Source organism: Actinocorallia sp. API 0066 (assembly GCF_020991275.1).
GTDB lineage: Bacteria > Actinomycetota > Actinomycetes > Streptosporangiales > Streptosporangiaceae > Actinocorallia.
In genome coordinates, this window is sequence record NZ_JAJLQY010000009.1 from 1 (window position 1) to 25608 (window position 25608).

The window sequence follows — 25608 nt, forward strand, 5'->3', positions numbered from 1 at the left end:
TGGGGAAGGGACGGCACGGGCCGTCAGAGAGAAGTGGTCAGGGGCGGGTGAGGTAGGCGTCGGCGGCTTCCAGTTCGGTCTCGTTGAAGACGTGGATGCCGTGGGCGCGTAGGAGGCGGGTGGTGAGGCCCGTGCCGGGGACCCTGGTGCCGGTGAAGGTGCCGTCGTTGACGAGGGAACTGCCGCAGGAGGGGCTGCCCTCCTTGAGGACGGCGACCCTGACACCGGCTTTCCGGGCCACCGCCAGTGCCTGTTCCGCGCCCCGGCGGAACTGCTCGGTGACGTCGTCGCCCGCTTCCGTCACGACGGAGCCGTCGCGCAGTTCCGCGGGGGGCCGGGGCACACCCAGGCCGCCCGCGACCTCGGGGCAGAAGCCGACGATCCGCCCCTCGGCGCGCCAGCGGGCGAGGATCGCCGACTCGCTGGTCTTGGCGCGCCCGTCGTACCGGACCGCCGCGCCGAGCAGGCAGGAGCTCACCAGCACGCGTTCCATACACCCAGCCTAGGCCGCGCCGCACCCGCCGCCGTCCCGGCTCAGGGCTTGGGCTGGTCCTTGCGGTAGCCGTCGGCGGCGAGGCGGGCGGCGCGGACGGCGCCGGACGGGAAGAGACGGGCGCCGAGCCAGGCGAGACGGCCGTAGGCGGGCGCCACGATGACCGCCTTGTTCCGGCGGACGCCCCGGATGATGACCTTGGAGAGCTTGTCCGCCGTGTAGATCTTGGGCAGTTCGGTGTCCGGTTTGCTGCTCATGCCCGTCTCGGGCAGGCCGGCGTTGACCGTGCGCAGCAGGTTCGTCGCGACGAACCCGGGGCAGACGGCGCTGACCCGCACCCCGCGTGTCGCCGCCTCCGCGCGCAAGGCGAGCGACATGCCCACCACCGCGTGCTTGGTCGCGGTGTAGGGGAGGCCGATCGGCATGGGGACGAGCCCGGCGAGGGACGCCGTGTTGACGATGTGCCCGTGGCCCTGCGCGAGCATGATCCGGTAGGCGGCGTCCTGGCCGTGCACGACGCCGCGCAGGTTGATGTCGATCGCCCGGTTCCAGTGGTCCAGCGTCAGTTCCTCGGCCAGTCCCGCGACGGCGATGCCCGCGTTGTTGAAGACGAGGTCGAGCCCGCCGTTGTCGCGCGCGACCCGCTCGTACAGTTCGCGGACGGCGTCGGCGTCGGTGACGTCGAGGGCGGTGCCGAACGCCTTGCCGGGGCCGATGCCGGTGAGCCGCTCGGCCGTCTCGGCGGCGCCCGCGGCGTTGACGTCGGCGAGGATCACCGTGTCGCCGCGCGCGACGAGCTCGACGGCGACGGCGGCGCCGATGCCGGAGGCGCCCCCGGTGACGATCGTGGTGGTCATGGGACCCCTTCCGCGGCGGGCAGACGAATCCCCGGATTCTAGGGTGAGGCCCCCCGCCGTCACCAGGCGGCGGGGGGCCCAGTGGAGGTCAGGCCGCCTTGCGCGCCTTCGGCTTCTCCCAGATGCCGAACGCCCGCCACAGCAGCTGGTTGACGGGGGTGAGCAGGCCCAGTTCGGCCATCAGCTCGCGGATCTTGGCGACGCTGTCGCGGAGCTGCTGCCGGGCCTCGCGGCTGCCGTACGCCTCCTTGACGACGGCGTCGGGGATGTCGAACGCGCGGATCATCGGGCCGGGCGGCGACAGCATGATCCGGGCCATGATGCCGAGGACGGCCGGAGTGAGCAGACCGAGGAGCCCGCGGCGGAACGGGTGCATGCCGGGCACCCGGTGCTTGAGGTAGTGCCGGGCGAAGGAGATGTGCCGTGCCTCCTCCGCGATGTGGATCTTCATGATGGTCGCTTCGAGCGGGTGCTTGATGTGCCCTTCGCGGACGGCCTTGCGCTGCACGAAGTCGATCGGGTCCTCGCCGCCGAGGACGAAGACGAAGAACATCTCGGTGGAGACGAGCGGGATCCACGGGCTCACCTCGGCGAGGACGGCGAGGGCGCGCGGCATGCCCCGGATCGGCATCTTCGTCCGGTTGACGAACTCCTGGAACATCATCCCGTGATGACATTCCTCGGTCGTCTCGTGGTAGACGTACCGGAACTCGGGGCGGCCGTTCGGGAGCCGGTAGGCGTAGTTGAGCAGGCCGCGCTTGAGCAGGTTCTCGAACTGGAGGCCGATTTTCATCATGGTGGCGACCCGCCACAGGCCGATCCGGGACTGGATCTCGGGCGGCTGCGACCGGTACCAGGCGGTGCGGCCGAGCGCGTCGATCTCCGGCAGGATCCAGCGCGGGTCGTCGGGGTCGACGGCGTAGTCCGGGTCGTCCCAGGGGATGTCGGCGTACGCCTCCCAGTGCTTCTCCACGCTCGCCTTGTTGAGGCGGTCGATGACGCCGAGGTAGGACTTGCGGTCGCGGACGTTCTCGCGGACCTCGTCGGCGAGGTCGCTCGGGGGCTTGGCCATGGTTCTCCTCGCTTCAGGCAGGGGGGATCAGGTCCCGGGCATGGGCTTTGACCATGTCGAGGACCGCTCGCTGGTGGCCGTGCTCGTCTCCGTCCAGGGAGTGCTGGAGGGAGAGGCCGACGAGCAGCGCGAACATGCTGCGGATCAGGGTGTCCACGACGGCGTCGGGCAGGGAGGCGGGGAACAGCTCGTCGAAGACCTCGGTGATGATCTCGACGACGCGGTTGCTGAGCTGTTTGCTGAGGTCGCGCAGGGAGTTGTCGGTGCGGCCCGCGAGGGCGAGTTCCAGCAGGGCCATCGCGGGGGGTTGGCGGATCGTCTCCCAGAGGAGGTCGAGGGCGCCGCCGACGTCGCGCTGGTTGTCGGGCAGGCGGGTGTAGGCGTCCCGGTACTCCTCCCGGAGCCGGTCCAGGAGGTGGTCGAGCGCGGCGGCGACCAGTTCCATCTTCGTCGGGTAGTGGTGCTGCTGGGCGCCGCGGCTGACGCCCGCGCGCCGGGACACCTCGGTGGTGGACAGCCCGGCCCAGCCGAGGTCGGCGAGGGTCTCGGCGGTGGCGTCGAGGAGCCGTGCCTGTGTCGCGGACCTGCGCTCGGCCTGGGTGCGCCGGCTCGGCCGACGGTGGCGGCGCCTGTTCACGGACATGATTGGACGGTACGTCCAACAGATACATGCAAGCAAGCCTGCTTGTATGTAGCGCCAGTCACACAGCGGGCGGTAACACGCCGGACATCTGGAACGTGACAAGCACTACTGTGGGGACATGCCGGTGACACAGTCGGACAAGCTGACCAACGTCTGCTACGAGATCAGGGGCCCGGTGCTCAAACGGGCCAAGCAGATCGAGGACGCCGGGCACCCCGTGCTCAAGCTCAACATCGGCAATCCCGCGCCGTTCGGCTTCGAGGCGCCGCCGGAGATCCTCCAGGACGTCATCCAGAACCTCTCGCAGGCGCACGGGTACAGCGACTCCAAGGGGCTGCTGTCGGCGCGGCGCGCGGTGGTGCAGCACTACGAGGGGCAGGGCTTCACCGGCCTCGACGTCGAGGACGTCTACCTGGGCAACGGGGTCTCCGAGCTCATCGTCATGACGCTCCAGGCGCTGCTGGACGACGGCGACGAGGTGCTCATCCCCGCGCCGGACTACCCGCTGTGGACGGCTGCCGTGTCGCTCGGCGGCGGCACGCCGGTGCACTACCTGTGCGACGAGGCGCTGGAGTGGGAGCCGTCGCTCGAGGACATGGAACGCAAGATCACCGAGCGGACCAAGGCGCTCGTGGTGATCAACCCGAACAACCCCACGGGCGCCGTCTACTCGCCGGAGACGCTGCGCCGGATCGTCGAGCTGGCCAGGCGGCACGACCTCATCATCTTCGCCGACGAGATCTACGACCGGATCCTCTACGACGGCGCCGTGCACACCTCGATCGCGACGTTGGCGCCGGACCTGCTCTGCCTGACGTTCAGCGGCCTGTCCAAGTCCTACCGGGTCGCGGGCTTCCGGTCGGGCTGGGTCGTGCTGTCGGGGCCCAAGCTGGGCGCCGAGTCCTACATCGAGGGCCTCGACGTCATCGCGAACATGCGGCTGTGCCCGAACGCGCCGGCGCAGCACGCGATCCAGGCGGCGCTGGGCGGGCGGCAGAGCATCCGCGAGCTGGTGCGGCCCGGCGGCCGCCTCCTGGAGCAGCGGGACCGCGCGGTGAAGCTGCTCAACGAGATCCCCGGCGTGAGCTGCGTCAAGCCGAAGGGCGCCCTGTACGTCTTCCCCCGGCTCGACCCCATGGTCTACCCGATCACCGACGACGTGCGGTTCTGCCTGGAACTCCTGGAAGAGCAGAAGCTGCTCATCGTGCACGGGAGCGGGTTCAACTGGCCGTGGCCCGACCACCTCAGGCTCGTCACCCTGCCCTACGCGGACGTCCTGGAGGACGCGATCGGGAGGCTCGCCGCGTTCCTGGAGCCGCGCCGGCTCCGCTGAGAGGGGCTGTGGACAACCGGCGGCGGGTGTCGGCGCGGGCCGGTACGGTGTCGGGGTGTCATCTCCGCAGCCCCGTATCGCCCTGAAGGACGTACCATCCCTCGTGGACCTCATGGCGGCGGGCGTCGCGGCCGTGGGGGGCAGCGAGCGGCCGGGCCAGGTGAAGATGGTCGAGGCGGTCGACCAGGCGCTGCGCCGCCGCGAGCACCTCGCGGTGCAGGCGGGCACGGGCACCGGCAAGTCGCTGGCCTACCTGGTGCCGTCGGTGCGGCACGCGGTCTCCAAGGGCGTCACCGTCGTCGTCTCGACGGCGACGATCGCGTTGCAGCAGCAGTTGGTGGACCGGGATCTGCCGCGCCTCGCCGACGCGCTGGAGCCGCTGCTCGGGCGGGAGCTGCGGTACGCGATCCTCAAGGGGCGGCGCAACTACCTGTGCCTGAACCGGCTGTCCGTCGGCGCGCCCGACGACCCCGAGGAGGGTCTGTTCGACACCGCGCAGGTCTCCACGCTCGGCCGCCAGGTGCAGCGGCTGCACGAGTGGGCCGACAAGACCAGGACGGGCGACCGCGACGAGCTCGTGCCGGGCGTCTCGGAGCAGGCGTGGCGGCAGGTCGCGGTGTCGGCCAAGGAGTGCCTGGGCGGCCAGCGCTGCCCGCAGGCGCAGCAGTGCTTCTCCGAGCTGGCCAGGGCCGAGGCGGCCGAGGCCGACGTTGTGGTCACCAACCACGCGATGCTGGCGATCGACGCCCTCGAGGAGTTCCAGGTCCTGCCGGAGCACGACGCCGTGGTGATCGACGAGGCGCACGACCTCGTCGACAGGGTGACGTCGGTGGCGTCGGGCGAGCTGTCGGCGGCCGCGGTGGAGGCGGCGGCGCGGCGGGCGGGCAAACTCGTCGCCGGCCGCGCCGCCGACCGGCTGCGCGAGCTCGCCGAGGACCTGCGGGTCGCGCTGGACGAGGAGGGGGCGGCCCGGCTCGACCTGCTGCCGTCGGGGCTCGGCGGCACCCTCCAGGCCGTCCGGGACGCCGCGCGGGCCTGCCTGGACGGGCTCGGCCCCGAGCCGAAGGACGCCGACCCCGCCGTCGCCGCGGGGCGCCGGGCCGCCAGGACGGCGCTGGACGACGTGCACGGCACCGCGGAACGGATCCTCGCCTCGTTCGAGGTGCCGCTCGCCGAGCGGTGGGAGGTGGTCTGGCTCGCCAAGTCCTTCGACGGCAAGTGGCCGCCGTCCCTGCACGTCGCGCCCATCGCGGTCGGCGGGCTGCTGCGGGACACGCTGTTCCGCACCAGGACCACGATCCTCACCTCCGCGACGCTGACGCTGGGCGGGTCGTTCGAGCCGCTGGCGCGGCAGTGGGGGCTGCCCGCGCCGGGCGGGCCGGCGCCCGCCGTCCCGGCCGCGCGGGACGGGGAGGCGGCCGAGGACGACGAGAAGCCGCTGATCTGGACCGGCCTTGACGTCGGGTCGCCGTTCGACTACCCGCGCAGCGGCATCCTCTACATCGCGCGGCACCTGCCGAAGCCCGGCCGCGACGGGCTTCCCGAGGAGTACCTCGCGGAGCTGAAGGGCCTCATCGAGGCGGCGGGCGGGCGGACGCTCGGCCTGTTCTCCTCGATGCGGGCGGCCCGGCAGGCGGCCGACGAGCTCAAGGTGGACTTCCCCGTGCTGTGCCAGGGCGAGGACTCCACGTCCCAGCTGGTCAAGCAGTTCGCCGCGGCGCCCGAGACATGCCTGTTCGGGACGCTGTCGCTGTGGCAGGGCGTGGACGTGCCGGGGCCGTCGCTGTCGCTCGTGGTGATGGACCGGATCCCGTTCCCCCGGCCGGACGACCCGGTGGCGTCGGCCCGGCAGCGGATGGTCCAGGCGCGCGGCGGCAACGGTTTTATGCAGGTGGCCGCCTCCCAGGCGGCCCTGCTCCTGGCGCAGGGCGCGGGCCGCCTGCTGCGCAGCGGCACCGACCGGGGCGTCGTCGCCGTGCTCGACCCCCGCTTGGCGACGGCCGCCTACGGCTCCTTCCTCACCGCGTCGCTTCCGCCGTTCTGGCCGACCACCGACCCGGAGAAGGTCAGGGCCGCCCTCCGCCGCCTCACCGCCTGACCCGCCGCCCGGGGAGGGCGGCGGGGCCCGGAGGCGCGGGTCAGGGGGTGAGGGTGAGGGTGTGTTCGGCGGCTTCCTTGACGGCGGTGGCGGTGAAGGGCCAGGGGATGGTCTCGCCCTTGGCCCACAGGTCCGTCTGGTCCCAGTAGTGGTCGGAGAAGGCGTGGCCGGAGGCGCCCGTCAGGTTGACGTACCGGGAGTCGTCCAGGTTGGACAGGTCCGCGACGAGCCTGAGCGAGGGCACCGCGGTGACCTCGTAGCCCTTCTGGACGTCCCAGCCGATCGCGTTGACGATCGACTTGCCGCCGCCGAGCTCGACCGGGCCCCGGTTGAAGATCCGCTCGACGAGGCCGATGCCCGAGGTGCCGAAGCTCTGGTTGGTGAGCGTCAGCGTGTGCAGCGCGCCCCACCGCCACTCGCCGGGCTTGTCGCCGAGCCGCTCGACCAGCTCGTCGCTGGCCTCGCGCAGCGCGCGGAGCACGATGTCGTCGCGCCGCTCGGCGGCGCCGGTGGTCTTCACGTCGTCCCAGAACGGGTCGTCCGGCTTGTCCAGGAGTGTGCGGACCACCTCGAACCAGCGGTCGCCGCCGTCCGGCCTCGCGCCCTCGGGCAGTTCGTCGTTGAAGGCGCGCAGCAGCAGGTGCCGCCACACCGCGTTGAAGAACGCGGCGGGCGCCGAGTCGGCGGGCTGGGTGTAGTCCCAGGTGCGCAGCAGCTCGATGCCCTTCACCCCGGCGCCGACCCGCAGCAGGTGCGGCACGAGGATCGGCGCGAAGCCGTTGCGGTCGTCCATCTGGATCCGGCTCATGGCGGCGATGTCGAGCTTGCCGCCGTTGCGGACGAGGTCGTCGATGCGCTGGGCGCGGTAGCCGTAGGACCAGTCCTGGGTGAGCAGGTGCTCGTAGGACGTGCCGATGACGGCGTTGTTGGCGGTGACGATGTAGCCGGAGTCGGGGTTGAACGCCGAGGGCAGCTCCTCGAACGGGATGAAGTCGGCCCACTCGTGGACGCCGTCCCAGCCGGGGACGGGGCGGGTGCCGTCGCCGGCGGTGCGCACCGGGATCCGGCCCGGCGCCTGGTAGCCGATGTTGCCCTCGACGTCGGCGTAGACGAGGTTCTGGGCGGGGACCTCGAAGAGGCGGGCCGCCTCCCGGAAGGACGTCCAGTCGGTGGCGCGGTTCATCGCGAAGATGGCGTCGGCCGTGCGGCCGGGGCCCAGCGCCGTCCAGCGCAGCGCGACGGCCTCGCCGGAGGGCGCCGCCTTCTCCGCGTCGTCCATGACGTCGGAGACGATCGGGCCGTGGCGGCTCACCCGGACGGTGAGCTCCACGGGGTCGGCGCCCGCGACCTCGATCCTCTCGGTGCGGACCTGCAGGGGCTCCTGCGCGCCCTTGTACTCGGCGGTCGTCCCGGTGACCTTCTCCAGGTACAGGTCGGACACGTCGGGGGCGAGGTTGGTGAACCCCCACGCGATCCGGTGGTTGTGCCCGATGACGACGCCGGGCAGCCCGGCGAAGGTGAACCCGGTGACGTCGTAGGGGCACGCCTCGGTGACGGTGCGGCAGTGCAGGCCCGCCTGGTACCAGACCGAGGGCATCTGGGCCGACAGGTGCGGGTCGTTGGCGAGCAGCGGCATGCCGGTGGCGCTGCGGCTGCCGGCGATCACCCACGAGTTGGAGCCGAGGTCGGAGTCGCCGTTGCCCAGGCCCGTGGGCATCGCCCGGATCGCCTCCAGGACCGAGCTGAGGGCCCGCGCGGGCGGCTCGGACCGCGCGCCCTCGCCGCTGAAGCCGCCGTCGGCGACCGAGCCCGTCGGGACGATGGCGGGCATCCGGAGGAAGTCGTAGGCGGGGTAGAGCTGGTCGACCCGCTCCTTGGGCAGCGCCGTGTCGGCGAGGGCGCGGCCGAGCTCGTCCTCGATGTTGGAGCGCAGGTCCCAGGCCATCGCCTTGAGCCAGGCCACCGAGTCGGCGGGGGTCCACTCCTCGGGCTGGTAGCCGGTGCGCTGGAGGCCGAGCACGGAGTATTCGAGGGACTGCCGAGCGGTGTCCGGGTTGGCCTTCAGCCAGGCGTTGACGCCCGCCGCGTACGCCTCCAGGAGGTGCTTGGTCTCCGGTGCCAGCAGCGCGAGTTCGGCCTCCGCCGTCTTGCGCCACCCCAGGGTGCGGGTCACCTTGTCGGTGTCGAGGGTGGCGTCGCCGAACAGTTCGGACAGGCGGCCGGAGGTGATGTGGCGGCGGAAGTCCATCTCCCAGAAGCGGTCCTGCGCCGTCACGTACCCCTGCGCGCGGAAGAGGTCGGCGGGGGTGTCGGCGTAGATCTGGGGGATGCCGTGGGAGTCGCTGTGGACGGTGACCTCCCCGGCCAGGCCGGGCAGCGTGAGCCGCCCGTCGTAGGTCGGGAACGGTTTGCGGACCGTCCAGACCAGCCATGCCGTGAGCAGCAGTACCAGGACCATCACCAGGGCAAGAGCCCGCACGCCCCACCGCAGTGGCCAGGGCCATTGACGCATGAACTTCACGCCGAGCACTCTATGACTCAGATCACGCGAAAGGGCATGCGGGCTTCCCTACCAGGACTTTTGTCACTGTTCTGTTGTCAAGGAGTCAGGACCGCCCGCAAGGACTACGGGTCAGTCGAGTGGGCGGCCGCGGGCCGCCCGTGGCGCCGCTCGGCGTCCGGCGCCCTACGGATCGGGTGGCTCCTCGTACGCCGCGGCCAGATCCTCGGGCGTCATCCGGACCAGCGCCGCCGAGGGGTGGATGCCCGACGTGAGGGCCCGCCGGAGCAGCGCGGCCATGGAGTAGTGCGGATCCTCCCGTTCCGCGAGGTCGAGGGCGACGTTGGCCAGCGCGCCGTCCCCGGTGACGAGCGCGCAGTAGGCGAGCAGGCACGCGGGCGCCGGACGGTAGGCGGGCGCGGTACGCCGCACCACGTGCAGCCAGAAGTCACGGTGCTCGGGCAGGGCGTTCGGGCTGATCCGGACCCACGCCTCGTCGCGCAGCCGGACGCGGGACAGCGCCACCGTGAACCGCGCGATCTCGGCGAGGCCGGGCGGCGGCCGCCCGCTGCCGACCCCGGCCACGACCTCCCGCACCAGGCGCAGCCCGGCGGCCCGGTCGAACCGCTGCCGTTCCGCCAGCGCCGTCTCCCGGGCGACGGCCGAGGCCACCGGATCGGGGAGCGGCGCGACGAACGCGGCGAGATCCTCCCGCGAGGGCAGCGCGACCATGCCGTTGACCACCGCCTGGACCTCCAGCGTGGTCGGCGTCAGCGGCACACCCGCCTCCGCCGGGCGCAGGTAGGACCAGTACCTGCCGTCGTGCACCCGCAGCGCGTCCCACACCTCGAGCCCGACCCGGGCCAGCGCGCGCCGCGCGCTCGCCACCGCCGGATCGGCGACGGCCGCCTCGCCGTAGCCGACGAGCAGGGCCCCGCCGAACCCGTGCACCGACAGCAGCCCGGCGATGTGGGCGGCGACGCCGTCGGCGAGTTCTAAGCCGTGCCGTACCGCGCACGCGCCGCCGGGCCCGCCGACACCGACGGCGACGAGGCTGTGCGCGGGGTGGTACCCGAGCATGTACGGGATGGCCGCGATGAGTTCACCGGGACCGCGGATGACCAGGGGGGCGGCGTCGCCGCGCGTTTCGTCCATGCCCGCACGCTCGCACATTCTGCGCGGCGCTGCTTGACGGCCTGTGGATAACTCGGCGCTCAGAGTGAGCCCCTGGTTCCTTTGTTCCGTTCGTTCCAAGCGCGCATCCGCGCCGGGTATCCAACGATCTGTACGTCATAGACCGGAAGGCCGAGGTCGCGGGCCACCTTGGCGATGACCGCGGGCGCGCCGACCCGACGCCGGATCCACTCCCCGTCGTGCGCGACGGCGACCGCGGTCGTGTCCGTCGCGAACGTCTCGGGCTCCACGTAGAACTCGACGCCCCGGCGCTCCTTGGCGAAGGCGATGAGCGCCTTCACGTCGGCGTTCGTCGCCTCGCGGTCGAACCGCTGGACCGCGGTGCCGCGGTGGCGTTTGAGCCCGAACCGATCCCAGAACCGCATCGCCTTCCCGACCCTCCGCGTGGAGAAAAGTGCAGGGAAAACCATAACGAAGAAAACGGACTTGAGGTTCCCCAAGATCACGCGCCGGGCATCTCACCAGAGTTTTCCGGCGACGGGGGATGACATGAAACGACTCGGGGCCGCCCTGGTCCTCCTGGCGGTCGTGTCCGGCTGCGGCGACGGCACCGGCGCGGACACCACGGTGGCCGCGCCCGAGGCACCCGTGGCGGTGCGCCCGATGGTGTTCAACGAACCGGACCCGGACGCGCGGCGCGGGCTCGGCTCCTCGGGCACCGCGTACTGCGCGCGCGTCAAGTGCGTGGCGCTGACGTTCGACGACGGGCCGATGGAGGACACCGAAAGGCTCCTCGGGATGCTCGCCCAGTACAACGCGAAAGCCACCTTCTTCGTCGTCGGCCGGATGGTGGAGGAGTTCCCCGACCTCGTCCGCAAGGAGGTGGCCGGAGGGCACGAGATCGCGAACCACAGCTGGAGCCACGCGAACCTGGCGGGTCTGTCCGACGCGGGTGTCAGGGCCGAGATCCAGAAGACGCAGGACGCGATCGTCCGGCACTCCGGATACCGGTCCGTCCTGCTCCGGCCGCCTTACGGGTCGTCGAACGCGCGGGTGGCGGCGGTCGCCCGGTCGTTCGGCCTGCCGGAGATCATCTGGGCGGTCGACCCGCTGGACTGGCGGGACCGCAGCTCCTCGCTCGTGGCCAGGCGCGTGCTGTCGGGCACGGGCAACGGCGACGTCGTCCTCATGCACGACATCCACAGGACGACGGTGGACGCCGTCCCGCGCATCCTCGAAGGGCTCGCGGCCAAGGGCTACAGGTTCGTGACGGTCAGCAAGCTGTTCGAAGGCACGCCGCTCACCCCGGGGGAGCAGTACCGGGGGCGGACGGCCACGGGCGCCCGGTAGGGGGATTTTCAGGGTTCTCCCCGATGACGTATCCGCGCGCGCGAGCGACCATCGAGACATGGACATCAGCGAACTGCGCGTCGGCCACGCCGACCGTGAGGCGGTCATCGAACTCCTCCAGACGGCCTACGCGGACGGGAAGCTCGAAGGAGAGGAACTCGACCAGCGCGTCCACCTGGCGATGACGAGCAAGACCCGCAGCGACCTCGACCTCCTCGTGGGCGACCTGTCTCCCAAGCTCCCCGGCCACGGGCAGGAGACGAGCGAGGACAGGATGCTCGCGGGCCTCGCGCACGCCTCCGGCGTCGTGACGACGTTCGTCGGGCCACTGGTCCTCATGCTGGTCAGCGGGCAGCGCTCGGCCTACGTGCGCAGGCACGCCGTCGAGGCGCTCAACTTCCAGATCACCTTGCTCCTCGTCACGCTCGTCACGTTCGGGATCGGCGGCATCGTCTACGCGATCGCGTGGATCGCCTCCCTCATCGCCGCGGTGAACGCCGGAACGGGGCGCGACTTCCGCTATCCGCTGACACTCAGGTTCATCAAGTGATCTGAGTCTCAGCCTTAAAGGAGCGGGAATATTTACGTGACGGAAAGGTTTACCGCATGAGTTGTGCGTGAAGATCGAGTGAGGGAGGCGCCCATGCCAGTGACCGGATCCTCACATGACGCAGCGGTGGCCGCGCTCCGCGCGTCCTACGCCGCCATCCCGCCCGGCGCGCCCGTGCGGCTGGCCAAGTCCACCTCGAATCTCTTCAGGTTCCGCGACGGTCCGACCGCGCCGGGCCTCGACGTGAGCGGGTTCGACGGCGTCCTGGAGATCGACGGCGCCACCGCCGTGGTCCAGGGGATGACGACCTACGAGAACCTCGTCGCGGCCACCCTGCCGCACGGGATGATGCCCACGGTGGTGCCCCAGCTCAAGACCATCACCCTCGGCGGCGCCGTCACCGGCCTGGGCATCGAGTCGTCCTCGTTCCGGCGTGGCCTGCCGCACGAGGCCGTCCGCGAGATGGACATCCTGACCGGCGACGGAAGCATCGTCACGGCGAGCCGCGACAACGAGCACTCCGAACTCTTCTACGGGTTCCCCAACTCCTACGGGACGCTGGGCTACGCGCTGCGGCTCACCATCGACCTCGTCCCGGTCAAGCCGTTCGTGAAGCTGCGCCACCTGCGCTTCACCGACGCCGCCGAGGCGGCGCGGACGATCCCGCAGGTGGCGGACGCCGACTTCCTCGACGGCACCTTCTTCGGCCCCGACGAGGTCTACCTGACCCTGGGCACGTTCACCGACGAGGCCCCGTACACCTCGGACTACACCGGCCAGAAGATCTACTACCAGTCGATCCGGGAGCGCTCGGTCGACTACCTCACCGTCCACGACTACCTGTGGCGGTGGGACACCGACTGGTTCTGGTGCTCGGGCGCCTTCGGCCTGCGCAACCCGGCCGTGCGCCGCCTCTGGCCGGACGCCAAGAAGCGCTCCGACGTCTACCGGCGCATCGTCGCCTGGGACAAACGCGCCCAGTTCACCGCGCGGATCGACCGGTGGACGGGCAGGCCGCCGCGCGAGGACGTCATCCAGGACATCGAGGTGCCCACCGAGCGTCTCCCCGAGTTCCTCGAGTTCTTCCACGAGGAGGTCGGGATGAGCCCCGTGTGGCTCTGCCCGCTCCAGGCCCACGAGAAATGGCCCCTGTACCCCCTCGAACCCGGACGAAGCTATGTGAACGTCGGCTTCTGGGGCACCGTGCCGCAGAAGCCCGGCAACCTGCCCGACCACTACAACCGGCGCATCGAGCGCGTGGTCGAGTCCCTGGACGGGCACAAGTCCCTGTATTCGACGGCCTTCTACGCGCGGGACGAGTTCTGGCGCCACTACGACGGGAAGACGTACGAGGCACTCAAGGAGCGCTACGACCCCGAGGGCCGCCTGTATGACCTCTACGACAAGTGTGTGAGGGGCACATGACCCTGGCGAAAGTCTTCGAGAGAGTCACCCATGGCACGGACGTACCGGTCGAGTTCGCCGCCTACGACGGCAGCCGCGCGGGACGTCCCGACGCCGACGTCCGGGTGGAGATCCGCAGTCCGTACGCGGTGTCCTACCTGGTCCGCTCGCCCGGCCTGCTCGGCCTGGCCCGCGCCTACGTGTCGGGCCACATCGAGGTGCACGGCGACATGTACACCACGCTGAGCCGCCTGTCGCAGACGCTCAACAGCATCTCGCCGGCCGATCGGCTGCGCGTGCTGGCGGGCATCATCGATGATCCGCTGCTGCGCGCGGCGGCGGCCACCCGGCTGGAGCCGCCCGCGGTGGAGGCGCGTCCCGGCGGCAGGCTGCGGCGGCACTCCAAGCGGCGCGACGCCGAGGCGATCCACCACCACTACGACGTGTCCAACCGCTTCTACGAGTGGGTGCTGGGCCCGTCGATGGCCTACACCTGTGCCGTCTACCCCAAGGCGGGCTCCTCGCTTGAGGAGGCGCAGTCCGCGAAACACGAGCTCGTCGCGCGCAAGCTCGGCCTGGAGCCGGGCATGCGGCTGCTCGACGTCGGGTGCGGCTGGGGCGGCATGGTGATGCACGCGGCCCGCGAGCACGGCGTCAAGGCGCTCGGCGTGACGCTGTCCAAGCAGCAGGCGGAGTGGGCCCAGAAGGCCATCGCCGAGCAGGGCCTCAGCGACCTCGCCGAGGTCCGCCACATGGACTATCGCGACGTCGAGGAGTCGGGGTTCGACGCGGTCAGCTCCATCGGTCTCACCGAGCACATCGGCCAGGCCAACGTGCCCGGGTACTTCGCGTTCCTGAGCGGCAGGCTGAGGCCCGGCGGGCGGATGCTCAACCACTGCATCACCCGGCCGGACAACACCCAGCCGTCGATCAGGCCCGAGGGGTTCATCAACCGGTACGTCTTCCCGGACGGCGAGCTGGAGGGTCCCGGCTTCCTGCTCACCGCGATGAACGACAACGGGTTCGAGATCCGGCACGAGGAGAACCTCCGCGAGCACTACGCCCTCACGCTGCGGGACTGGTGCCGCAACCTCGACGAGCACTGGGACGAGGCGGTCGCCGAGGTCGGCCCGGAGGTCGCCAGGGTCTGGCGGCTGTACATGGCGGGGTGTCGGCTCGGGTTCGAGCGGAACATGGTCCAGCTCCACCAGATCCTCGGGGTGAAGCTGCCGGAGTCGCAGGTTTCGGGCATGCCTCTGCGGGCCGCCTGGGGCGTCTGAGCGGCGCGCGCGCCGGTCTCTGGGGCGGTGGTCCGGAAGGGCCGCCGCCCCCGCGCGTTCCCGGCGCCGTAAAATGTCGGTGGCGGAGCGTAGCGTGCGCGGCATGGATGAGACGTTTGTACTTCCGGTCCCCGCCGAACTCCACGCGGTCTGCCTGGTCGCCGCGCCCACCTGGCTGCCGCCCGGTCTCGGGGCCCGCGCGTTAGAACTCGTCGAGGTCGTCGGCCCCGACGTGCCGCCGCTGCCGTGGCTGACGGGGCCCGGCGCCGAGTGCGCCCGCTGCGCGCCGTGCGGGCTTGAGGTCGACAGTGTGCCGCTGCGCCGAATCCGCGCCGCCGAGTTCCATCTGCGCGTGTCGGCGGTCGGTGGCGCCGGCTGGCCGCCCGATCACGTGATCAGGGCGGCGGCGCTCGCCCGGGAGCTCGCCGACGAGACGGGCGGGATCCTCATCGACGCGGCCACCGGCGACGTGGACCCGTGGGCGGGCCCGCCCGAGCCGTTCGACGTGCCGGAGGGGTTCGCCGCCGCCGAGTGGCTCGGCGTCCGGGCGGCGCGGGAGGGCGGCGGCAGGGGGTGGCGGCTCACCACGGCGGGCCTGACCGTCTTCGGGCTGCCTGAGGTGCGCGTCCGGCGCGTGCCCGAGCACCTGCGCGCGCCCTGGCACGACGTGCTCGCGGGTGTCGCCCAGCGGCTGCTCCGCGACCAGTGGGCCGATCTCGCGCGGGCTCCGGCCAGCGCGTTCCGCGAGATCCCGGCCCGCCTCACCCTCACCGCCGCCGACGTCGGCGCCGCCACCGCGGGCTGCCCGCACGGCACCGGCACCGCCCCGCTCGCCCTCCGCCTCGACCCGGGCCGCCCCGGCGGCCCACCGACCTTCCTCACCGTCACCGCCCCACCCTCCGCCCAGGGCCCCGCCCCACCCTGGCGCACCCACGTCATCACCGCCCTCCGCCGCTGACCAGCCGTCGACCCGGTTCCGTCCCCCTCGGACGGGACCGGGTCGCGGGGGACCGCTGGGTGGTTCGGCCGGGTCAGCTGAGGGTGTAGGGGAGGTGTTTGATGCCGTTGATGAAGTTCGACAGGAGGCGGTCCGGGGGGCCGGACCGGAGGGCGGGGAAGGCGGTGAAGAGGCGGCGGAACATGACGGTGATCTCGCGGCGGGCCAGGTGGGCGCCCAGGCAGAAGTGGGGGCCGGGGCCGCCGAAACCGACGTGAGGGTTGGGCGCGCGGGTGATGTCGAAGACGTCGGGGTCGGTGAAGACCGCCGCGTCGCGGTTGGCCGAGCCGTAGTACAGGACGAGCTTCTCGCCCTCGCGGATCGGGTTGCCGTTCAGCTCGGTGTCCCGGGTGGCGGTGCGGCGCATCCACACCACCGGGGAGACGTACCGGACGATCTCCTCGACGGCGCTCGGAACGCGCGCGTCGAAGTCCGCGAGGAGGAGGGCCCGCTGGTCGGGGTGGACGGTGAACAGGTGGAGTCCGTGCGCGATGGAGTTGCGCGTCGTCTCGTTGCCCGCGACGGCGAGCAGGATGAAGAACGAGCCGAGTTCCTGCGGGCTGAGGGACTCCCCGTCGATGTTGGCGTTGACGAGCAGCGTGATGAGGTCGTCGCCGTCCTTGCCGAACCGCTCGCGGCCGAGTTCCTGCACGAGGTCCTGGAGCGTGCCCCCGGCCTCGACGAGCTTCAGCATGATGCCGTCGAAGTCGTTGGACGGCACGAACTCGGGGTCGTTGCCCGCCAGGATCACGTTGGACGCGTCGAGCACGGTGTCGTAGGCCGAGGCGGGGATGCCCATCATGTCGCAGATGATGGTGAGGGGGAGGCGGGCGGCGACGTCCGCGACGAAGTCGCCGGTGCCCCGGCCCGCCCTGAGGTCCGCGACGATCCGCTCCGCGACGGTCTCCACCTGGTCCTCGAACCGCTGGATCATCCGGGGCGAGAACGCCCGCGACACGATGCGGCGGATCTTGGCGTGCCGGGGGTCGTCCATGCTGATCATCGAGCCGAAGTACTCGTGCACCTCGGCGGGCATGTCGGGAATGCTGATCGCGCCCCGGCCGGAGCAGAAGTCCTGCGGCCGCCGCGACGCCTCGACGACGTCCGCGTGTGTCACCAGGGCGCGGTAGCCGGGTCCGGGCGGGGCGGCGCCCATCGGCAGCTCGCCGAAGTGCCGCGGTGTCCCGTACTCGCGCAGGGCGCGGAAGGCGGCGTCCCGCTCGGCGGGCGGGCGCTCCCAGAACGTCCACTCGGTGAGGTTGATGTCCTCGACGTTGAGCATGTCGCGCTCCTCGATCGACGCTCGACTGAACCGGATTCGGTTTCTGCATCATGCCACCGGGTGGACGTACGCTGTATGTTACCTGGGTCACACCCAGTCGAGCACCGCCGCGTTCACCTCCACGGGCCGCTCGACCTGGAGGAAGTGCCCCGCGTCGGAAATGACCGACGCGCGCGAGCCCGAGGGCAGGTGGGCGAGGACGCCGGAGAGCGGCGCGCCTCCGGCGTCGGCGGCGGTGACGGCGTCCAGGCCGAGGCACCCGTCCTGCGCGCCGTGCAGGTAGAGCACCGGTACGCCGGGCCCGGCCAGCGTCGCCGTAAGCGCCTTGCCGGCCTCGTCCGGGTCCGCCGCGGCGCCGAAAACCGGCATCGCCCGGTAGTAGCCGAGCGCCGCCGCGACGTTCTCCGGCGTGCCCAGCGCCGCCAGCACGGGGGAGAGTTCCTCGGTGTGGCCCGGCGACCAGTCGCGCCACAACCGCTCCACAAAGGCGCGGTCGAGGGCGAGCTCACCGAAGGGGGTCTGGAACAGGAAGATGTAGAACGAGCGCCGGAGCTGTGCGTAGGAGAGGAACCCGGCGGCCAGGGCGGGCAGCGGAGGCAGCGCCATCGTCACCGCGCGCCGCCAGCGCTCCGGCTCCTGGGCGAGGGCGGCATAGGCGGCTGCGGCGCCCCAGTCGTGGCCGACGAGCACGGCGGAGGAGTCGCCGCCGAACGCCTCGTGCAGCGCGTTGGCGTCGGCGCCGAGCGTCCCGGTGCGGTAGTCGCCGTCCGGGGCGGTGCCGGTGGGCGCGTAGCCGCGCTGGAACGGCGCGACGACGCGGTGCCCGGCGGCGGCGAGCGCGGCGGCCAGGTGCCGCCAGCTGTGCGGGGTGTCGGGGAAGCCGTGCAGGAGCAGGGCGAGGGGGCCGTCGGCGGGCCCGGCGACGCGGCAGGCGAACTCGACGCCGTTCGCCTTGACCCGGACGGGCTCGGCGTCCGGCGCGAATCCGAGGGAGGGGGTGGGTTCGGTCATGACGCGACGCTACTTCGCCCGGCCGGGCCGCGCGGAGGAAGTTAGGGGATCGGGTCTCGCCGCACCTCAAAACTTCGGATACCGTTGTGGAAGCCAAGAATGACACTTGATTCAGTGCCAAGTCTTCGTAACGACAACGAAATAAGTTGACACCCAGGTGTCAGTACGTCGCGCAAGGATGAGAGATGACCGACCTGCAAGCAGCCGCCCGGGACAACCTGTGGCTGCACTTCACCCGGCACTCGGTGCACGAGGACGGCGCCGAGGTGCCGATGATCGTCCGGGGCGAGGGCGCCTACATCTACGACGACAAGGGCAACCGGTACCTCGACGGCCTCTCCGGCCTGTTCGTGGTCCAGGCCGGGCACGGCCGCAGGGAGTTGGCCGAGGTGGCGGCCAAGCAGGCGAGCGAACTCGCCTTCTTCCCGCTGTGGTCCTACGCCCACCCCAAGGCCGCCGAACTCGCCGAGCGGCTCGCCACCGCCGCGCCCGGCGACCTGAACCGTGTCTTCTTCACCTCCGGCGGCGGCGAGGCCGTCGAGTCGGCGTGGAAGCTCGCCAAGCAGTACTTCAAGCTCGTGGGCAAGCCGCTCAAGCACAAGGTCCTGAGCCGTCAGACGGCCTACCACGGCACGACGCAGGGCGCCCTGTCCATCACCGGCATCCCCGCCTTCAAGGCCCCCTACGAGCCGCTGGTGCCCTCGACGTTCCGGGTGCCGAACACCAACTTCTACCGCGCGACCGAGCACGGCGACGACGCCGAGGCGTTCGGCCGCTGGGCCGCCGACCGGGTCGAGGAGGCCATCCTCTTCGAGGGCCCGGAGACCGTCGCCGCGTTCTTCGTCGAGCCTGTCCAGAACGCCGGAGGCTGCTTCCCGCCGCCCGCCGGCTACTTCCAGCGGGTCCGCGAGATCTGCGACAAGTACGACGTCCTGCTCGTCTCGGACGAGGTGATCTGCGCCTACGGCCGGCTCGGCACCATGTTCGGCGCGCAGAAGTTCGACTACCAGCCCGACATCATCACCAGCGCCAAGGGCCTCACCTCCGGGTACGCCCCGCTCGGCGCGATGCTCGTCAGCGACCGGCTGTTCGAGCCGTTCCGGCACGGCGACACCATGTTCGCGCACGGCTACACCTTCGGCGGGCACCCCGTCTCGGCCGCCGTCGCGCTGGCCAACCTCGACCTGTTCGAGCGCGAGGACCTCCTCGGCAACGTCCGGCGCAACGAGGGCGCCTTCCGCGGCACCCTGGAGAAGCTGCTCGACCTGCCCATCGTCGGCGACGTCCGCGGCGACGGCTACTTCTACGGCATCGAACTCGTCAAGGACAAGACGACCAAGGAGACCTTCGACGACGACGAGTCCGAGCGGCTCCTGCGCGGCTTCCTCTCCAAGGCCCTCTACGACAGCGGCCTGTACTGCCGCGCCGACGACAGGGGCGACCCCGTCATCCAGCTCAGCCCGCCGCTGACCTGCGACCAGAGCCACTTCGACGAGATCGAGCAGAAGCTGCGCGCCGTCCTCACCGAAGCATGGGCCAAGCTGTGACCGCACAGTGTGGACACCGGGTCCAATGACGGTGTTCACTCCGGGATGACCAGCCCCCCATTTTCCCGGAGGAAGCGTTCGTGGACTACGACTACGTGATCGTCGGCGCGGGATCGTCCGGCTGTGTGCTCGCCGCACGGCTGACGGAGGATCCATCGGTCACCGTCGCCCTCGTCGAGGCGGGCGGGAGCGACGCCCAGAAGGAGTTCCACATCCCGGCGGGCTTCCCGCAACTGCTCAAGGGCGAGGGAGACTGGGACCTCAGCACGACGGCACAGGAGGAGCTCGCCGGGCGGGAGCTGTACTGGCCCCGGGGCAAGGTGCTCGGCGGCTCCTCCAGCATCAACGCGATGATGTGGGTGCGCGGCGTCCGCGCCGACTACGACGGCTGGGACGTCCCCGGCTGGTCGTACGACGAGGTGCTCCCGTACTTCCACCGGGCCGAGCGCCGCGTCGGATCCAACACCGGCGGCGTCTACGGCACCGAGGGGCCGCTGCACGTCGAGGAGCTGCGCGACCCGAACGTGACGACCAAGGCGTTCCTCGCGGCCTGCGCGGAGACGGGCCTCACCCGGCTGCCCGAGCTGAACGGCGAGGACAACGAGGGGTACAGCCCGACCCCCGTCAACCAGAAGCGCGGCCGCCGCTGGTCGGCGCACGACGCCTACCTGAAGCCCGCGCTGAAGCGGCCCAACCTGACGGTCATCACCAACGTGCTCGTCTCGCGGGTGGTGATCGAGGACGGGCGCGCGGTCGGCGTCGCCTACGGCGGCCAGGAGCTGCGGGCGCGCCGCGAGGTCGTGCTGTGCGCGGGCGCGATCGGCTCCCCGCACCTGCTCATGCTCTCCGGCGTCGGCGACCCCGAGCAGCTCGCCGAACACGGCATCGACGTGGTCGCGCCGAGCCCGTCCGTGGGCCGCCACCTGGAGGACCACCTCTCGATCGCCGTCCTACGGACCTGCCCGAGCAAGGTCACCCTTGCCAGCGCGGGGCTGGCGGGCGCTCTCGTGTCCTACCTGACGCGGCGCAAGGGCCCGTTCACCTCGAACATCGGCGAGGCCGTCGCGTTCCTGCGCAGTGACCCGAGGCTGCCCGCGCCCGACCTCGAACTGATCTTCGCGCCCGTCCCGTTCGTCAACCACGGGCTGGACGAGCCGGCGGGCGACGCGGTGACGATCGGCGTCGTCCTGCTCCAGCCCGACAGCCAGGGCACGCTCAGCCTCTCCTCCGCCGACCCGGCCGACCCGCCGAAGATCGACGCCGCCTACCTGACCGGGGACAGCGACCTGAAGCGGCTCGCCCACGGCGTCAGGGAGGCGGAGAAGCTCTTCGCCACCGAGGCGCTGCGGCCCTACGCGACGGAGCCCTACGCGCCGTACGAGGGCGCGGAAGACGAGTCGGTGTTGGAGGACTACATCCGGGCGCACTCCGAGACGCTCTACCACCCCGTCGGCACCTGCCGGATGGGCGTCGAGGACACCTCGGTCGTCGACCCCGACCTGCGGGTGCGCGGCGTCGAGGGGCTGCGCGTCGCGGACGCCTCGGTGCTGCCGCGGATCAACCGAGGCCACACGCACGCCCCGGCCATCCTGATCGGGGAGAAGGCCGCGGACCTGCTCAAAGCATGACAGAAGGGGCGGGGTCCGCATGGACCCCGCCCCCTCCGACGGACTCAACCGGCCTCGACGGCCGAGACCCCCGCTAGCGCAGCTCGCGCTTGAGGATCTTGCCGGTGGCCGTCATCGGCAGCGCGTCGCGGAACTCCACGATGCGCGGGTACTTGTAGTTGGCGAACTGCTCCTTGCCCCAGTCGACCAGCTCCTGCTCGGTGACCTCGACGCCCGGGGTCCGGATGATGAACGCCTTGACCTCCTCGCCGTGGCTGTCGTGCGGGATGCCGACGACCGCGGCCAGCGAGACGGCCGGGTGCGTCATGAGGACCTCTTCGAGCTCCCGCGGGTAGACGTTGTAGCCGCCGCGGATGATCATGTCCTTGGAGCGGTCGACGATGTAGTAGTAGCCCTCGTCGTCGCGGGTCGCCAGGTCGCCGGTGCGGAACCAGCCGTTCTGGATCGCCTCGGCCGTCGCCTCGGGCCGGTTGAAGTAGCCCTTCATGACGTTGTGGCCGCGGATCGCGATCTCGCCGGGGCCCTCGCCCTCGATGGTCTTCCAGTCGTCGTCGATGAGCTTGAGCTCGACGCCCCACACCGGCAGGCCGATCGAACCGGCCTTGGTCGGACGGTCCGGGCGGTTGAACGCCGCGACCGGGGACGTCTCGGACAGGCCGTAGCCCTCCAGGATGTCCACGCCGAACTTGCCCTTGACGCCCTTGATGACCTCCATCGGCAGCGCCGCGCCGCCGGAGACCGCCACCCGCAGGTGCTCGGTGATCGCGACGACGTCGTCGGGCGCGGTGTCGTCGGTCATCAGCGCCCACCACATGGTCGGGACGCCGGCGAACAGGTTCACCTTCTCCTTGACCATGAGCGCGATCGCGGACTTGACCTCGAAGCGCGGCACCAGCACCAGCGTCGCGCGCCGGTAGATGCCGACGTTCATGACGCAGGTCTGGCCGAAGATGTGGAACAGCGGCAGCGTCACCAGGAAGGTGTCCTGGAGGGTCTTCTCGAACAGGCCGTCGCTGACCATGGCGTTCATCAGCATGCTGCCGTGGGTCAGCTCGGCGCCCTTGGGCTGGCCGGTGGTGCCGGAGGTGTAGAGCACCACCGCGGTGTCGGTCGCCTCGGTGAGGACCGGCTCGAAGGTGGACGCCTGGCCCGCCAGCGCCGCCCAGAACAGCTCGGCGCCCGGGATCGACGGCTCGGCCGCCGCCGGGTTGGCCGGGAGCAGGAAGAAGTGCTCGCAGTCGTCGGCCTGCTGGAAGCCCGCGTGGCCGGCCTCGCCGATCGGCAGTTCGGGGGTGCCCTCAAAACAGAACAGGGCCTTGGCCTGCGAGTCCGCCAGGTGGTAGGCGACCTCACGCGGCTTGAGCAGCACGTTCAGCGGCACCACGACGGCGCCGGCCTTGAGGATGCCGAAGTAGATCATCGGGAAGTACGGCAGGTTCGGCGAGGAGATCGCCACCTTGTCGCCGGGCTGGATCCCACGCGAGACCAGCAGGTTCGCGACCTGGTTGGCGACCGTGTTGATGAAGGCGTACGAAAGACGCATGTCGCCGAAGACGACGGCATCCCGGTCGGGGGTCTCGCGGGCCGCGTCCTCGATCAGCACGGACAGGTTGAGCATGAAGTTCTCTCCTCGCGCCAGGGGCTACTCACGTGAGCTTATGTGGGGGTGACCACATCCAAGCGCGTGTCATGATCCACTTCTAGGGGCAAATGCACATCGCTTCCAGGAAAACCCGCGATTTCTTGCTCTTGCGCTACCCTTGGGGTATGCGATCGTGGCTGCTTCTCAGTCAGCCGCGCTGAGATCGACCCCGAACCCCGCCGCGAGGCGCGCGTGATCGGCGACCAGCGCGGCAGCCCCTCCCTGTGTGAGGGGCTTCTTCATTGTTTGAGGCAGCGAACCGGAAGAGGACCCCAGTGAGCGACGAAGAGCAGCAGTACGACCCCCGCGCCGTGCAGGACAAGTGGCAGGCCCGCTGGGCGGAGCTCGACACCTTCGCCGCCAGCGACGACCCCGCCGACCCCCGCGAGCGCCGGTACGTGGTGGACATGTTCCCCTACCCGTCGGGCGACCTGCACATGGGACACGGCGAGGTCTTCGCGATCGGCGACGTGATCGCCAGGTACTGGTTCCACCGGGGGTACAACGTCCTGCACCCCATCGGGTGGGACTCCTTCGGGCTGCCCGCCGAGAACGCGGCGATCAAGCGCAACGCCCACCCGGCCGAGTGGACGTACGCCAACATCGAGACACAGGCCAACTCCTTCCGGCGCTACGGCATCTCCTTCGACTGGTCCCGGCGGCTGCACACCAGCGACCCCGAGTACTACCGGTGGAACCAGTGGCTGTTCACCCGGTTCTTCGAGCGCGGCCTGGCCTACCGCAAGGGCGGCCTGGTCAACTGGTGCCCGAACGACCAGACGGTGCTGGCCAACGAGCAGGTCGTGGACGGCAAGTGCGAGCGGTGCCACGCCGTGGTCGTGCGGCGTGAACTGACCCAGTGGTACTTCAAGATCACCGACTACGCGCAGCGGCTGCTGGACGACATGGACCAGATCGAGGGCGGCTGGTCCGACCGTGTGCTGACCATGCAGCGCAACTGGATCGGCCGCTCCGAGGGCGCCGACGTCACCTTCGAGATCGAAGGCCACGGGCCCGTCACCGTCTACACCACCCGGCCCGACACCCTGTACGGCGCGACGTTCTTCGTCGTCGCCGCCGACGCGCCGCTGGCCGAGCGGATCGTCGCCGCGGACCGGCGGGCCGCGCTGGACGCCTACCGGGCCGAGGTCGCCAAGCTGAGCGACATCGACCGGCTGTCCACCGAGAAGGAGAAGACCGGCGTCTTCCTGGGCGTGCACGCCGTCAACCCGGTGAACGGCGAGCGCATCCCCGTGTGGGCCGCCGACTACGTGCTGGCCGACTACGGGCACGGCGCCATCATGGCGGTGCCCGCGCACGACCAGCGCGACCTGGACTTCGCCCGCGCCCACGGCCTGCCCGTCAAGGTGGTGCTGGAGACCGGCGCCGAGGACCCGAACACCACCGGCACCGCCACCCCCGGCGAGGGACGGCTGGTGAACTCCGGCCCGCTGGACGGGCTGGCCAAGACCGAGGCGATCTCCGCGATCATCAGGATCCTGGAGGACAAGGGCCTGGGCCACGGCACCGTCAACTTCCGCCTGCGCGACTGGCTGCTGTCGCGCCAGCGGTTCTGGGGGACCCCGATCCCGATCATCCACTGCCCGGACTGCGGCGAGGTGCCCGTCCCGGACGAGGACCTGCCCGTCAAGCTGCCGGACGACCTGCGCGGCGCCGACCTGGCGCCCAAGGGGGTCTCCCCGCTGGCGGCGGCGACCTCCTGGGTCAACGTGGACTGCCCCAAGTGCGGCGGCCCCGCCCAGCGCGACACCGACACCATGGACACCTTCGTCGACTCCTCCTGGTACTTCCTGCGCTACACCTCCCCGCACTACACCGAGGGGCCGTTCGACCCCGCCAAGGTGAAGCAGTGGATGCCCGCCGACCAGTACATCGGCGGCATCGAGCACGCGGTCATGCACCTGCTGTACACCCGGTTCTTCACCAAGGTGCTGTACGACATGGGCCTGGTGGACTTCACCGAGCCGTTCCGGCGGCTGCTGAACCAGGGCCAGGTGATCAACCAGGGCCGGGCGATGTCGAAGTCGCTGGGCAACGGGGTGGACCTGGGCCAGCAGATCGACGACTTCGGCGTGGACGCCGTCCGGCTGACCATGCTGTTCGGCGGCCCGCCCGAGGACGACATCGACTGGGCCGACGTCTCCCCGGGCGCGTCGCAGAAGTTCCTGGCCCGCGCCTACCGCGTGATGACCGACGTGACGAGCGCGCCCGGCGTGGACTTCGCCACTGGTGACGTGGCGCTGCGCCGGTTCACCCACCGGACCGTGGACGAGGTGACCCGGCTGGTCGAGGGGCACCGCTTCAACGTCGCCATCGCGCGGCTGATGGAGCTGACCTCCGCCGCCCGCAAGGCCATCGACAGCGGCCCCGGCCCGGCCGACCCGGCCGTCCGCGAGGCGGCCGAGGCGCTGGCGATCATGCTGTCGGTGGCCACGCCCTACATCACCGAGGAGGGCTGGGAGAAGCTGGGCCACACCGGCGGCTCCATCGCCCGGGTGCCGTGGCCCGTCGCGGAGCCGGACCTGCTGGTGCTGGACTCGGTGACCTGTGTCGTCCAGGTCAAGGGCAAGGTCCGCGACCGGCTGGAGGTGGCGCCGGACATCGCCGAGGCCGAGCTGGAGAAGCTGGCGCTGACCTCGGAGAAGGTGCGGGCGGCCATCGGCGACGCCGAGATCCGCAAGGTGATCGTGCGCGCGCCGAAGATCGTCAACATCGTCGTCTGACCCTCGCGGCGACTTAACAAAGCGTCGAGCGGGGGTCACCCGG

At 71.0% G+C, this 25608-nt stretch carries 20 protein-coding genes; 10 read left to right on the forward strand and 10 right to left on the reverse strand.

The window, feature by feature from the left end; translation table 11 throughout:
- Positions 1-37: 37 nt before the first annotated feature.
- The 4 genes from LO762_RS21730 to LO762_RS33145 all read right to left on the reverse strand — a co-directional run bounded on the left by LO762_RS21730 (position 38) and on the right by LO762_RS33145 (position 3065).
- Complete coding sequence (locus LO762_RS21730; RefSeq protein ID WP_230617707.1) at positions 38-493, reverse strand: DUF523 domain-containing protein; 456 nt, start codon at positions 491-493, stop codon at positions 38-40.
- 41 nt (positions 494-534) lie between these two features.
- On the reverse strand, positions 535-1350 hold the full coding sequence (locus LO762_RS21735; RefSeq protein ID WP_230617708.1) for an SDR family oxidoreductase: 816 nt from the start codon (positions 1348-1350) through the stop codon (positions 535-537).
- Positions 1351-1438: 88 nt separating this feature from the next.
- On the reverse strand, positions 1439-2422 hold the full coding sequence (locus tag LO762_RS21740) for a diiron oxygenase (protein ID WP_230617709.1): 984 nt from the start codon (positions 2420-2422) through the stop codon (positions 1439-1441).
- A gap of 13 nt (positions 2423-2435) precedes the next feature.
- A complete protein-coding gene (locus LO762_RS33145) occupies positions 2436-3065 on the reverse strand; it encodes a TetR/AcrR family transcriptional regulator (protein WP_304523685.1) in 630 nt (209 codons plus the stop codon).
- A 118-nt stretch (positions 3066-3183) separates the two neighbouring features.
- Between LO762_RS33145 and LO762_RS21755 the strand changes: the two genes are divergently transcribed.
- Together LO762_RS21755 and LO762_RS21760 are read left to right on the forward strand one after the other, a co-directional pair.
- Entirely contained in the window at positions 3184-4398 is a 1215-nt protein-coding gene (locus LO762_RS21755; RefSeq protein WP_230617710.1) for a pyridoxal phosphate-dependent aminotransferase, read from the forward strand.
- Between the two features lie 112 nt (positions 4399-4510).
- Positions 4511-6496 (forward strand): ATP-dependent DNA helicase, encoded by a 1986-nt coding sequence (locus tag LO762_RS21760; protein ID WP_230617998.1) that lies wholly within the window; start codon positions 4511-4513, stop codon positions 6494-6496.
- Positions 6497-6536: 40 nt separating this feature from the next.
- Here LO762_RS21760 and LO762_RS21765 read toward each other — a convergent pair whose 3' ends face one another.
- From LO762_RS21765 to LO762_RS21775, 3 genes are all read right to left on the reverse strand, one after another.
- Positions 6537-9008, reverse strand: a complete 2472-nt coding sequence (locus LO762_RS21765) for a penicillin acylase family protein (protein ID WP_230617999.1) — start codon at positions 9006-9008, stop codon at positions 6537-6539.
- Positions 9009-9182: 174 nt separating this feature from the next.
- Positions 9183-10151 (reverse strand): DUF4192 domain-containing protein, encoded by a 969-nt coding sequence (locus LO762_RS21770; protein WP_230617711.1) that lies wholly within the window; start codon positions 10149-10151, stop codon positions 9183-9185.
- A gap of 59 nt (positions 10152-10210) precedes the next feature.
- Entirely contained in the window at positions 10211-10555 is a 345-nt protein-coding gene (locus LO762_RS21775) for a hypothetical protein (protein WP_230617712.1), read from the reverse strand.
- A gap of 124 nt (positions 10556-10679) precedes the next feature.
- Here LO762_RS21775 and LO762_RS21780 point away from each other — a divergent pair, with 124 nt between their 5' ends.
- The 5 genes from LO762_RS21780 to LO762_RS21800 all read left to right on the forward strand — a co-directional run bounded on the left by LO762_RS21780 (position 10680) and on the right by LO762_RS21800 (position 15672).
- Positions 10680-11480 (forward strand): polysaccharide deacetylase family protein, encoded by an 801-nt coding sequence (locus tag LO762_RS21780; protein ID WP_230617713.1) that lies wholly within the window; start codon positions 10680-10682, stop codon positions 11478-11480.
- Positions 11481-11538: 58 nt separating this feature from the next.
- Complete coding sequence (locus LO762_RS21785) at positions 11539-12030, forward strand: DUF1707 and DUF4870 domain-containing protein (RefSeq protein ID WP_230617714.1); 492 nt, start codon at positions 11539-11541, stop codon at positions 12028-12030.
- A 93-nt stretch (positions 12031-12123) separates the two neighbouring features.
- A complete protein-coding gene (locus tag LO762_RS21790) occupies positions 12124-13455 on the forward strand; it encodes an FAD-binding oxidoreductase (RefSeq protein WP_230617715.1) in 1332 nt (443 codons plus the stop codon).
- Entirely contained in the window at positions 13452-14714 is a 1263-nt protein-coding gene (locus LO762_RS21795) for a cyclopropane-fatty-acyl-phospholipid synthase family protein (protein ID WP_230617716.1), read from the forward strand. The genes LO762_RS21790 and LO762_RS21795 overlap by 4 nt, the downstream gene beginning before the upstream one ends.
- A 103-nt stretch (positions 14715-14817) precedes the next feature.
- Positions 14818-15672, forward strand: a complete 855-nt coding sequence (locus tag LO762_RS21800) for a hypothetical protein (protein ID WP_230617717.1) — start codon at positions 14818-14820, stop codon at positions 15670-15672.
- A gap of 73 nt (positions 15673-15745) precedes the next feature.
- On the opposite strand, the gene LO762_RS21805 is transcribed toward LO762_RS21800, so the two are convergent.
- Both LO762_RS21805 and LO762_RS21810 read right to left on the reverse strand, forming a co-directional pair.
- Positions 15746-16993, reverse strand: coding sequence for a cytochrome P450 (locus tag LO762_RS21805; RefSeq protein ID WP_230617718.1), 1248 nt, complete (start codon positions 16991-16993; stop codon positions 15746-15748).
- 87 nt (positions 16994-17080) lie between these two features.
- On the reverse strand, positions 17081-18004 hold the full coding sequence (locus LO762_RS21810) for an alpha/beta fold hydrolase (RefSeq protein ID WP_230617719.1): 924 nt from the start codon (positions 18002-18004) through the stop codon (positions 17081-17083).
- A gap of 185 nt (positions 18005-18189) precedes the next feature.
- Between LO762_RS21810 and LO762_RS21815 the strand changes: the two genes are divergently transcribed.
- Both LO762_RS21815 and LO762_RS33615 read left to right on the forward strand, forming a co-directional pair.
- A complete protein-coding gene (locus tag LO762_RS21815; protein WP_230617720.1) occupies positions 18190-19551 on the forward strand; it encodes an aspartate aminotransferase family protein in 1362 nt (453 codons plus the stop codon).
- A gap of 80 nt (positions 19552-19631) precedes the next feature.
- On the forward strand, positions 19632-21179 hold the full coding sequence (locus LO762_RS33615) for a GMC family oxidoreductase (protein WP_230617721.1): 1548 nt from the start codon (positions 19632-19634) through the stop codon (positions 21177-21179).
- A 73-nt stretch (positions 21180-21252) separates the two neighbouring features.
- Here the strand turns inward: LO762_RS33615 and LO762_RS21825 are convergent, their stop codons facing one another.
- Entirely contained in the window at positions 21253-22797 is a 1545-nt protein-coding gene (locus tag LO762_RS21825) for a long-chain fatty acid--CoA ligase (protein WP_230617722.1), read from the reverse strand.
- 299 nt (positions 22798-23096) lie between these two features.
- Here LO762_RS21825 and leuS point away from each other — a divergent pair, with 299 nt between their 5' ends.
- Complete coding sequence (gene leuS, locus LO762_RS21830) at positions 23097-25565, forward strand: leucine--tRNA ligase (RefSeq protein WP_230617723.1); 2469 nt, start codon at positions 23097-23099, stop codon at positions 25563-25565.
- Positions 25566-25608: the final 43 nt, after the last annotated feature.

Bases quoted from the DNA above. Each gene is read 5' to 3' on its own strand.
- LO762_RS21730 (WP_230617707.1), bottom strand. From the start codon at position 493: ATGGAACGCGTGCTGGTGAGCTCCTGCCTGCTCGGCGCGGCGGTCCGG.
- LO762_RS21735 (WP_230617708.1), bottom strand. From the start codon at position 1,350: ATGACCACCACGATCGTCACCGGGGGCGCCTCCGGCATCGGCGCCGCC.
- LO762_RS21740 (WP_230617709.1), bottom strand. From the start codon at position 2,422: ATGGCCAAGCCCCCGAGCGACCTCGCCGACGAGGTCCGCGAGAACGTC.
- LO762_RS33145 (WP_304523685.1), bottom strand. From the start codon at position 3,065: ATGTCCGTGAACAGGCGCCGCCACCGTCGGCCGAGCCGGCGCACCCAG.
- LO762_RS21755 (WP_230617710.1), top strand. From the start codon at position 3,184: ATGCCGGTGACACAGTCGGACAAGCTGACCAACGTCTGCTACGAGATC.
- LO762_RS21760 (WP_230617998.1), top strand. From the start codon at position 4,511: ATGGCGGCGGGCGTCGCGGCCGTGGGGGGCAGCGAGCGGCCGGGCCAG.
- LO762_RS21765 (WP_230617999.1), bottom strand. From the start codon at position 9,008: ATGCGTCAATGGCCCTGGCCACTGCGGTGGGGCGTGCGGGCTCTTGCC.
- LO762_RS21770 (WP_230617711.1), bottom strand. From the start codon at position 10,151: ATGGACGAAACGCGCGGCGACGCCGCCCCCCTGGTCATCCGCGGTCCC.
- LO762_RS21775 (WP_230617712.1), bottom strand. From the start codon at position 10,555: ATGCGGTTCTGGGATCGGTTCGGGCTCAAACGCCACCGCGGCACCGCG.
- LO762_RS21780 (WP_230617713.1), top strand. From the start codon at position 10,680: ATGAAACGACTCGGGGCCGCCCTGGTCCTCCTGGCGGTCGTGTCCGGC.
- LO762_RS21785 (WP_230617714.1), top strand. From the start codon at position 11,539: ATGGACATCAGCGAACTGCGCGTCGGCCACGCCGACCGTGAGGCGGTC.
- LO762_RS21790 (WP_230617715.1), top strand. From the start codon at position 12,124: ATGCCAGTGACCGGATCCTCACATGACGCAGCGGTGGCCGCGCTCCGC.
- LO762_RS21795 (WP_230617716.1), top strand. From the start codon at position 13,452: ATGACCCTGGCGAAAGTCTTCGAGAGAGTCACCCATGGCACGGACGTA.
- LO762_RS21800 (WP_230617717.1), top strand. From the start codon at position 14,818: ATGGATGAGACGTTTGTACTTCCGGTCCCCGCCGAACTCCACGCGGTC.
- LO762_RS21805 (WP_230617718.1), bottom strand. From the start codon at position 16,993: ATGCTCAACGTCGAGGACATCAACCTCACCGAGTGGACGTTCTGGGAG.
- LO762_RS21810 (WP_230617719.1), bottom strand. From the start codon at position 18,004: ATGACCGAACCCACCCCCTCCCTCGGATTCGCGCCGGACGCCGAGCCC.
- LO762_RS21815 (WP_230617720.1), top strand. From the start codon at position 18,190: ATGACCGACCTGCAAGCAGCCGCCCGGGACAACCTGTGGCTGCACTTC.
- LO762_RS21825 (WP_230617722.1), bottom strand. From the start codon at position 22,797: ATGCTCAACCTGTCCGTGCTGATCGAGGACGCGGCCCGCGAGACCCCC.